Genomic DNA, 8,550 nt, shown 5'->3' with positions numbered 1-8,550 from the left:
CTGCCCGGCGGTATCCGGGGGCACGCGGCGCCGCCGCGCGAAAAGGCCGGGCCGCCGGGGCGGCGCGGGGATCGTCAGTACTTGATGGTCCGCAGGAAGTACTTGTTGTACTGGGTGATGCTGAACGACACCAGCAGCGAGATGGTGAGGTAGATCAGCGTGCTGACCGTGAATGCCTCGAACCCGTGGAAGGTGTACGACTCGATCTGGCGGGCCATGTAGGTAAGTTCCATGACCCCGATGGTCATGCACAGCGACGAGTTCTTGAACAGGTTGAGCGCCTGCGAGATCAGCGGCGGCACGATGATGCGAAAGGCCTGCGGCAGGACCACGTAGCGCATGGCCTGGAGGAAGGTGAGGCCGCAGGCGCGCGAGGCTTCAAGCTGCGTGCGCGGAATGGAGAAGATGCCGGAGCGTATCTCTTCGGCGATGAACGCGGCGGTATACACCGCAAGGGCGATGACCCCAGCCGCGAACTCGAAATTCTGCTTGTACAGCCACTGGTTGACGGCTGCGGGCAACACCGCGTCGGAGCCGAAATACCAGAAGAATATCTGGACCAGCAGCGGCGTGTTGCGGAAGAATTCGGTGAAACCGGCGCTGAACCACACCAGCGGGCGCACGGCGGAAAGGCGCATCACCGCGATGAGGGTGCCGATGGCCATGGCCAGCACCAGCGAAAGGGCGGAAATCTGGCAGGTGACCACGACGCCGTCGATGATCCACTGCAGGTATTCGCCGGAGAGGACGAGTTTCCAGTCGAAGTTGTACTGCAAGACGGTATCCGCGTGAAAACGGGGGGCGCGGCGATGGCGCCGCGTCCCCCGTCGGGTTGGTGCGTGCTAGTAGGGCCAGGTTTCCATCTTCCAGGTGAGCGGCAGGTAGTACTTGGTGTCCTTGCCGAACCACTTGTCGTAGATCTTCACGTATTCGCCGGTGTTCCACAGGTCCACCAGGGTGCGGTTGACCAGGTCGCGGAACTTGGAATCGTTTTCGGCAAGGCCCAGGCCGTAAGGTTCGGGCGAGATGTAGTCGCCCACGATTTCCCACTTGTCGGGCTCGGGGTCGGAGTTGCGCAGGCCGAGCAGGATGGTGGAGTCGGTGGTGACGGCTTCGGCCTTGCCCTGCTTGAGGGCCAGGAACGCCTGCGGGTACTCGTCGAAGGAGACCACGGTGGCCTCGGGCTGGGCGGCCTTGATGTTCTTTTCGGAGGTGGACCCCTTGGCGGTGGCCACCTTCTTGCCCTTCAGGTCGGCCGCGCTCTTCACGCCGCCGCCCTTCTTCACCAGCAGCTTCTGGCCGTCCATGAAGTAGGTGATGGAGAAGTCGATGACGTCGTCACGCTCGAACTTGTGGGTCATGGTGGCGGCCACCATGTCCACGGAGCCCTGGGTCAGCATGGGGATGCGGGTGGCGCTGGTGACGGTCTTCAGTTCCAGCTTCACGCCCAACTTGTCGGCGACGGCCTTGCAGATGTCGATGTCGAAGCCGACGATCTGCTTGGACTGCTCGTCGATGAACCCGAAGGGCACGGTGGAGTCCTTGACGCCGCAGACGAGCGCGCCGCGGGCCTTGATGTCCTCGATCTTGCCCGCGTGGGCCATGGTGCCGGAAAGCACCACGCACAGGGCCACGGCCAGTAGCACAAGACGCTTCATGAGAGTTCTCCCTGCTGATGCGGTTCGGGGGGCCGCAGGCCCCCGGGATGGGCGTTCGTCCGTCGTCCGAACCCGGCATGTCGCAAGCGCGGCTGCCGGGGGTATCGCGTGTCGTGCCCGAGGCGCTGGCGCGCCGCCCGGCTGAGAGACTGCCGACGGCGTGCGTCGGCAGGAGGCTCTACAAAATTTCTCGCAAAAACGCCTGCGTGCGCTCGTGCTGCGGGTTGGAGAAGAAGACGTCCGGCGGGGCCTCTTCGATCACCTTGCCCCCGTCCATGAAGACGACCCTGTCCGCCACTTCGCGCGCGAAGCCCATTTCATGGGTCACGCAGAGCATGGTCATGCCCGCGCGGGCCAGGTCCTTCATGGCGTTGAGCACTTCGTTGATCATTTCGGGGTCGAGCGCGCTGGTGGGCTCGTCGAACAACATGACCTTGGGCTGCATGGCCAGGGCGCGGGCAATGGCCACGCGCTGCTGCTGGCCGCCGGAAAGCTCCACGGGGTACTTGCGGGCCTGGTCGTGGATGCCCACGCGCTCCAGCAGTTCCATGGCGATGGATTCCGCCTTGGCTTTCGGCATCTTGCGCACCTTGGTGGGCGCAAGGGTCACGTTCTGCAGCACGGAAAGATGCGGGTACAGGTTGAACTGCTGGAAGACGATGCCCACCTCGGTGCGCAGTTCGTTCACGTCCACGCTCTTGTCGTGGATGCTCTTGCCTTCGAGCAGAATCTGCCCCTTCTGGATGGGCTCCAGGCGGTTGAGGCACCGGATGAAGGAACTCTTGCCAGAGCCGGAGGGGCCACAGATGACCAGCACCTCGCCCTTCTCCACCTTTTGGGTGATGCCCTTGAGTACGTGGAATTCGCCGTACCACTTGTGCACGTCGTGGAATTCGATCATCGCCATGCGCAGCCGTCCGTATGCTGTACCGGCGGGGGCGCGGGCCGCCGCCGTCTTTTTTTACCATATTGTCAGGAATGCGCCCCGTGATGCAGGGCACTGCACCACCCCGGACAGAACTCCGGACGACGCGCTGGCCTCCTTCACGACACAGCCGGACATGCACAAGCAAGGGCGGATCCCCCTACCTGGCACCATTAGCCGCTATGCCGCGAAAGCCATACTGCCGATACGGGAAAGCCCCCGCATCGACCACAGGAAGTGCCACACGTTTCTACAGGCGTGTTGCGGTGTTGTAGCGGACGGTTTGAAGCACTGTCAAGCGAAATCATTAACAAAAACGTAAATAGCCTATGCCTGCGGGGGATTGCGGGAACAATGCGCCGCTACACTCCCCCCACCCCCGCCGCGCCGTCTGCCACGCCTGCCGGGGGCTGGCACCCACTGCGCTGCCCGGTTGCAACACATTGCGGCAGAAGGGAAACGTGAAAAGGCGCCCACCCGTGCGGGCGGACGCCGTGCATCAACCTGTCAGCCTTTGCCTGCCCGCGCCGCACAGGCGGCCATCAGGCGTACATGTCCACCAAGGCGCCCGCGCCGGAATAGGCCGCCCCCAGCACCGACTTCTGGAAATCGTAATCGGCGCTCATGGAGCCGGACCAGCCCCTGGAGCCGGTGCCGCCCGTGCTGCCCAACCCCGGCGCATTCATGTAGTCTAGGGTTTTGCTTACCACGGCCGCGCCAAAGGTCTGCTTGTCCCAGGGGGCCGCCTGCAACGGCGAAGACGCCACGCCGTTCATGGTGTCCAGCGTCTTGCTCACCACCGCCGCGCCAAAGGTCTGGCTGTCCCATACGCCGGAACTGGCGGAACTGGCGGAACTGGCAAAGTTGCCGAAGCTCGTTGACGATATGCCGAGGTCGCTCATGCCCCTCCCCTCCTGCGCGCGGGCCGGGCATCCGTGCCGTACGGCGGGCGCGCCATGCATGTCCCGTGCGGCCACGTCCCGCCGCACGGTTTTCCCATGTTCACTGCATACAGTATGTCCGGCAACCAGGCCACGCCATTATTTTGCCGGGCTTGCACGCACCATGCGAAACGCCCCGCCGGGCGGTCCTGAGGACCAGCCGGCGGGGCGTCGTGCGTCATGGGGAAAGGGACACCGCCACGTGCGGTGCGTCAGGCAGACGTACGCTACGCGGGCCTGTGCGTGCGCAGGATATCCTCCAGCGCGTCGGCAAAGGCATCCAGGTCCGTGCGGGGAATGGTCAGCGCGGGCAGCAGACGCAGCACGCAATCCTGGGTCAGGTTGCAGATGAAGCCCCTGTCGATGAGCGCCTGCCAGACTTCCTTGCCGGGGAATGCCAGCACCACGCCGATCATCAGGCCAAGGCCGCGCACGTGGTCGATGGTGCCGGGCAGCTTTTCGCCCATGGCCCGGAATCGGGCCATGATGCGTTCACCTTCCGTGGCGGCGCGCCCGGCCAGGTCGTCGCGCAGCATGATTTCCACGGTCTTGTCCGCCACGGCGGAAACCAGCGCCCCCGCCCCGAAGGTGGTGGCATGGCTGCCCGCCACAAAGCCCTTGGCCACCTCGTCGGTGGTCATCATGGCGCCCATGGGCAGGCCGTTGGCCAACGCCTTGGCGCAGCTGACGATGTCCGGTTCCAGCCCGTAATTCTGGAAGGACCAGAACCGGCCGGTGCGGCACATGCCCGCCTGGATTTCATCGGTCATGAACAGCACGCCCTTCTCGCGGCACAGGGCCTGCACGGCGCGGGCGTAGTCGGGGTCCAGCGGGCACACGCCGCCCTCGCCCTGCACCACTTCCACCAGCACCCCGGCGGTCTGCGGGCCGATGGCGGCGCGCAGGGCCTCTATGTCGCCCGACGGCACCTGCCGGAACCCTTCCGGCATGGGGTGGAAGCCGTCCTGGAACTTGGCCTGCCCGGTGGCGGCCACCGTGGCCAGGGTGCGCCCGTGGAAGGCGCCGGTCAGGGTGATGATTTCGTAGGCTTCGCGCCCCTGCACGCGCTGCATGTAGCGCCGGGCAAGCTTGATGGCCGCCTCGTTGGCTTCCGCGCCGGAATTGCAGAAGAACGCCTTGGTGCAGTGGCTGGTGGACAGCAGCCGTTCGGCCAGGTTCAGCTGTTCTTCCTGATAGAAAAGGTTGCTGACGTGCACCAGCTTGCGGGCCTGGGCGGCGGCCACCTCGGCCAGTTCCTCGTGGCAGTGGCCCAGCGAGGTCACGGCGATGCCGGACAGAAGGTCCACGTATTCGCGCCCGTCAACGTCCCACAGGCGCGAACCGCTCCCCTTGGCCACGGAAATGGGGTACCGGCCGTAGGTGCGGCACAGCAGGGATTCCTCGCGCGCTTTCAGCGCTTCGAACCGTTCGCTCATGGCGTGTCTCCGGAAATTGGGGGAAAGATGTATCGAATGCGGCGGAGTGCGGTGGACGGAAAACCCCGTGCCGCCCATCCAAGGCCTTTCCGAAATTAGGATTTTCGTTCGTTGACAAGAAAAACAAGCCCGCCATGAGGGAGTATACTCTTATCGTATTTGACCGAAATGGCGGGCGAAGTTTGACCGCGTTGCGCACGATTCCCGTAAGGTTCGCAAGCTCACCTAACGGGCACGCTTCGCGCCCTTCGGGTCGGTCTGTCAACGGACGAAAAGACAATTTCGGCACGATGCCTACAGGGTGCCGGTATGCCCGAACCCACCCGCGCCGCGCGCCGTCTCGCCAAGGGCATCCGCCTCTTCGACGAGGGCGTGGTAATACGGCTGGAACACTAGCTGCGCGATGCGCTCGCCACGGCGAATTCGTCGTTCCTCGCCAGAGGTGTTCAGCAGCGAGACCACGATCTCGCCGCGATAATCGGGGTCGATGACGCCTACCCCCTGGCTGACGGTAAGCCCCATGCGCGTGCCAAGCCCGCTGCGCGAATACACGAACCCCGCCGCACCGGGCGACAGCGGCTCTACGGCCACCCCGGCGGGGATGGCCAGCCGTGAACCGGCAGGCAGGACCGCCTCTTCCGCGTCCATGCAGGCGCGCAGATCCATGCCCGCCGCAAACGGCGTGGCCGGGGCGAGGCCGCCGGGGCCGTCACCGAGGGCGTACAACACCCGTGCGTCGCGCAGGTAGCATACCCGCACGCGCAACATCGGGGTACCCTCAATAACGCTGCTTGCACTTGTCACGAAAAAGCTCCTGTGAAAGAATACCATAACTCCACAGACCCATCCGGCACGCCGCCCGCCGACAAACAGGGGAGGCCGCCGGACCGTCTGTTCCTATGCCACTCTCGCAGGCAAGTCAAAAGCACACACGCCGCACCGCCGGGAGGTACGCAACATGCAGCCACTCAAGGTCTTCAGCGTCATCCCCAAGTTGCCCGAAGGGCTGGAAGGACTGTGGGAACTGGCCTACAACCTCTGGTTCTCGTGGAACAACGACATGGAGACCATCTTCTCGCAGATGGACCAGCGCCTGTGGCAGGAAAGCTACCGCAACCCGGTATGGTTCCTGAACCATGTCCCACAGCGCACCCTTGAAGAACTCTCTCGCGATGCGTTCTTCAAGGAACGGCTCTCCGACGCCGTGGCGCAACTGCGCCAGTACGTGGGCAGGCCCTCGCCCCACAAGTTCGAGGGCGTGGCCCCCGGCACCCCCGCCGTGGCGTACTTCAGCCTGGAATTCGGCCTGGCCCTGTGCCTGCCCATCTATTCCGGCGGCCTCGGCATCCTGGCGGGCGACCACCTGAAGTCGGCCAGCGACCTCAACGTGCCGCTGGTGGGCATCGGCATCGCCTACCAGCAGGGGTATTTCCGCCAATACATGACGCCCGACGGCTGGCAGCAGGAACGCTACCCCATCTACGACTTCGAGCAGATGCCCATGCGACCGGCCCTGACACCCGACGGCCAGCCCGCAGTGGTTCGGCTGGACGTTGGCGACAGGCCCCTTGCGGCGCGCATCTGGCAGGTGGCCGTGGGCCGGGTGACCCTGTACCTGCTGGACACCAACCTGCCGGAAAACCCGCCCGATTTCCGCCAGATCACCGAACGGCTGTACGGCGGCAACATCGAAATGCGCCTGTGGCAGGAAATCCTGCTGGGCATCGGCGGCATCAAGGCCCTGAAGGTGCTGGGCATCGACCCCAAGGTCATCCACATGAACGAGGGGCATTCCGCCTTCGCGGGGCTTGAGCGGGTGCGGCTGTTCATGAAGGAGCACGGCCTGCCCTTCGAGGCCGCCACGGAGGTGGCCGCGTCCGGCTCCATCTTCACCACGCACACCCCGGTGCCTGCGGGCAACGACCGCTTCGCCCCGGACCTGATGCACCGCTACTTCGAATCCTACGCCCGCGACATGGGGCTGGCCTTCAAGGTGTTCATGGCCCTTGGGCGAGAAGCCCCCCACGACGACGCCGAACCCTTCTGCATGACCGTGCTGGCCCTGCGCCTGTCACGCGCCAACAACGGCGTTTCCACCCTGCATGGCCGTGTTTCGCGCAACATGTGGAAACAGGTGTGGCATCAGTTCCCGGTGGAGGACGTGCCCATCGGTGCGCTGACCAACGGGGTGCACGCGCCCACCTGGGTGGCCCAGGACATCGGCATGCTGTATGATCGGTACCTTGGCTCCAACTGGCGCGAGGACCCGGACTGCGCCCGCGCCTGGAGCCAGGTGGACACCATTTCCGACGCCGAGTTCTGGCGCACCCACGAACGGTTGCGCGCCCGGCTGGTGGACTTCGTGCGCGAGCGGCTGCGCCGCCAGTTGGCCGCGCAGGGCGCGCGGCGGCAGGACCTGCAAGCCGCCGAAGAGGTGCTGAACCCCGAGGCCCTGACCATCGGCTTTGCCCGGCGTTTCGCCACGTACAAGCGCGCCAACCTGCTGTTGCAGGACCGAGTGCGGCTGGAACGCATCCTGGGCGACCGCGAACGCCCGGTGCAGTTCATCATCGCGGGCAAGGCGCACCCGCAGGACCAGGACGGCAAGCAGTTGATCAAGGACTTGATCGCCTTCAGCCGTTCGCAGGGCGCGAACATGAGCGTGGTCTTTCTGGAAGACTACGACATGGAGGTGGCCTCGTACCTGGTCACGGGCTGCGACGTGTGGCTGAACAACCCCCGCCGCCCGCTGGAGGCCTGTGGCACCAGCGGCATGAAGGCCATGCTCAACGGCGTGGTGCAGTTTTCCACGCTGGACGGCTGGTGGGACGAGGCCTACAGGCCGGACAACAGCCTGGGCTGGGCCATCGGCAAGGGCGAGGAATACGACGACCCGGACTATCAGGACTTCGTGGAGATGCAGACCCTCTACAACATCCTGGAAAACGACATCATCCCGGAATTCTACGATCGCGGTCGGGGCGGCCTGCCCCGCTCGTGGATCCGCCGCATGAAGGCCGCGCTGAAGGAACTGGCCCCCCGCTACAACTCGCACCGCATGGTGCTGGACTATCTGGGCACCGCCTATTCCGCGGCCCACGGCTACTACATGCGCCTCGCGCGCGACGGCTTCGTCCCCGCGCGCGAACTTTCCGAATGGCGCATGGACATGATGACCAAGTGGAGCGCGGTGCAGATCCGCAACGTGCGCAGCCGGGTGGAGGACACCCTGCACGTGGGCGATTCGCTGCGGGTGGAGGCGGAACTGTACCTCGACGACATCGCGGCGGAACACGTGCTCGTCCAGTTGTACGCCGGACCGCTGGGGCAGGACGGCTCCTTTGCCCAGCGCCAGCTGACGGTCATGACCCCCGAGGGTGAACGGCGCGACGGCTGGCAGACCTTCAGCGGCAGCACCCGCCCGGCGGAGGCCGGACGCTTCGGCTTTACCGTGCGGGCCGCACCGGTGCATCCGCTGCTGGCAGACCCGCATTCGCTGGGCCTCATCCGCTGGGCCGCGCCCACATAGGCACCCCGCGTGACACACCCGCGTACAGGGCGCGCCGCCTGCATCCGCCACCGGGTGCGGG

General features: G+C 65.3%; 7 protein-coding genes. 1 reads left to right on the top strand and 6 read right to left on the bottom strand.

From position 1 onward, the window contains the following. Positions 1–74: 74 nt before the first annotated feature. The 6 genes from FVW27_RS02175 to dut all read right to left on the bottom strand — a co-directional run bounded on the left by FVW27_RS02175 (position 75) and on the right by dut (position 5,728). On the bottom strand, positions 75–776 hold the full coding sequence (locus FVW27_RS02175; protein WP_167122366.1) for an amino acid ABC transporter permease: 702 nt from the start codon (positions 774–776) through the stop codon (positions 75–77). A gap of 66 nt (positions 777–842) precedes the next feature. Further along, the gene (locus FVW27_RS02170; protein WP_167122364.1) at positions 843–1,658 is read right to left on the bottom strand and encodes an ABC transporter substrate-binding protein; all 816 of its coding nucleotides are present in this window, start codon (positions 1,656–1,658) and stop codon (positions 843–845) included. A gap of 178 nt (positions 1,659–1,836) precedes the next feature. After that, entirely contained in the window at positions 1,837–2,565 is a 729-nt protein-coding gene (locus tag FVW27_RS02165) for an amino acid ABC transporter ATP-binding protein (protein WP_167122362.1), read from the bottom strand. Between the two features lie 560 nt (positions 2,566–3,125). Further along, positions 3,126–3,485, bottom strand: coding sequence for a hypothetical protein (locus FVW27_RS02160; protein ID WP_167122360.1), 360 nt, complete (start codon positions 3,483–3,485; stop codon positions 3,126–3,128). Between the two features lie 266 nt (positions 3,486–3,751). Continuing rightward, entirely contained in the window at positions 3,752–4,960 is a 1,209-nt protein-coding gene (locus tag FVW27_RS02155; protein ID WP_167122358.1) for an aspartate aminotransferase family protein, read from the bottom strand. A 294-nt stretch (positions 4,961–5,254) separates the two neighbouring features. After that, the gene (gene dut / locus FVW27_RS02150; protein WP_167122368.1) at positions 5,255–5,728 is read right to left on the bottom strand and encodes a dUTP diphosphatase; all 474 of its coding nucleotides are present in this window, start codon (positions 5,726–5,728) and stop codon (positions 5,255–5,257) included. 190 nt (positions 5,729–5,918) lie between these two features. On the opposite strand from dut, the gene glgP reads away from it, so the two are divergent. Beyond that, positions 5,919–8,489, top strand: a complete 2,571-nt coding sequence (gene glgP / locus FVW27_RS02145) for an alpha-glucan family phosphorylase (protein ID WP_167122356.1) — start codon at positions 5,919–5,921, stop codon at positions 8,487–8,489. The last annotated feature ends 61 nt before the right edge of the window (positions 8,490–8,550 follow it).

Origin of the sequence: Nitratidesulfovibrio liaohensis, from assembly GCF_011682075.1 — a bacterium.
Classification (GTDB): Bacteria; Desulfobacterota; Desulfovibrionia; order Desulfovibrionales; family Desulfovibrionaceae; genus Cupidesulfovibrio; species Cupidesulfovibrio liaohensis.
The sequence above is the reverse complement of the archived record's forward strand: the minus strand, read 5'-3'. Positions and strand labels throughout refer to the sequence as shown.